Source organism: Oleiphilus sp. HI0128, from assembly GCF_001635365.1.
Window position 1 is genome coordinate 1 of the sequence record NZ_LWGG01000986.1, and the last position, 866, is coordinate 866.

The window sequence follows — 866 nt, forward strand, 5'->3', positions numbered from 1 at the left end:
CTTTTGAATAATGCTTCACTCATATTCTCTTACCGCCTCCTATTCAATTATTAAAAATTAACAGAGGCGACAACTATCCTGACACAGGGGGATTCACTAAAGCTCGGAATGGCTACTTGGTGTTTCCAGCAAGCATCTGTAAGCGCGTCGAAAATGAATTTTGGTTGTTCTTTTTGAGCAGCAAAATTCAGCGCTAAACCTACTAGAGTTTCAGTCATACTACTGTCATAAGATTCCCAGTTCAGGAAATCCAGAATCTTGATTCTATGCCTGGTAACTAAAGATCCAGCGTAGCTAGTCAATGAAGTAGGGGGTTCAACGCTTAAAGTTTTAGCCACATGGTTGATATCGCGCTTTCCAAATTGGGCAGAATTGAAAAAGCGAGCTCGAGATCTGAAGTAACCAAGCTGCAAAATAAAGCCAATTCTGCTTTCGATCGGATGAATTCGAGTGATGCTTGATTTCAGTTCAGATGGAATCGAGAAGTAACGTTGACGATCTTCCTTGGAAAATCTAGGAGGAGTGTCGAACAACAGTCTTTCTGCGTCGTTCAAAATATTGATAACTGGCATATCACTACGCTCTTATTGGGGTAATACACTCTAAGGTGCGATAGCGGCCAACTTTTTGTACTCTCCTCATTCTTAAAATAAAAATATAAAGGAATGAGGCATGAAAAAGCTTTGGGATCTCGAAGAGCTCACAAACCACTGGACACTTTCATTTAAAGAGCTCGAGTTAAAAGGCAGCAAACCAGGTAAAAGTCTGTTGGGTCTGTTCGCTCAATTGAAGTACTACCAGAACACCGGTAATTTCCCCTACAAGTCATCTGACATACCCGCTGCGCCCCTGAAATATTTGTGTGA

The 866-nt window shown here is 41.3% G+C and carries 2 protein-coding genes; one reads left to right on the forward strand and one right to left on the reverse strand.

Features of this window, described 5'->3' with window-relative positions:
• Positions 1–50: 50 nt before the first annotated feature.
• Entirely contained in the window at positions 51–572 is a 522-nt protein-coding gene (locus A3763_RS16315; protein ID WP_068633257.1) for a DUF4158 domain-containing protein, read from the reverse strand.
• Positions 573–672: 100 nt separating this feature from the next.
• On the opposite strand from A3763_RS16315, the gene A3763_RS16320 reads away from it, so the two are divergent.
• A partial coding sequence (locus tag A3763_RS16320; protein ID WP_082880496.1) for a DUF4158 domain-containing protein occupies positions 673–866 on the forward strand: 194 nt, incomplete at its 3' end.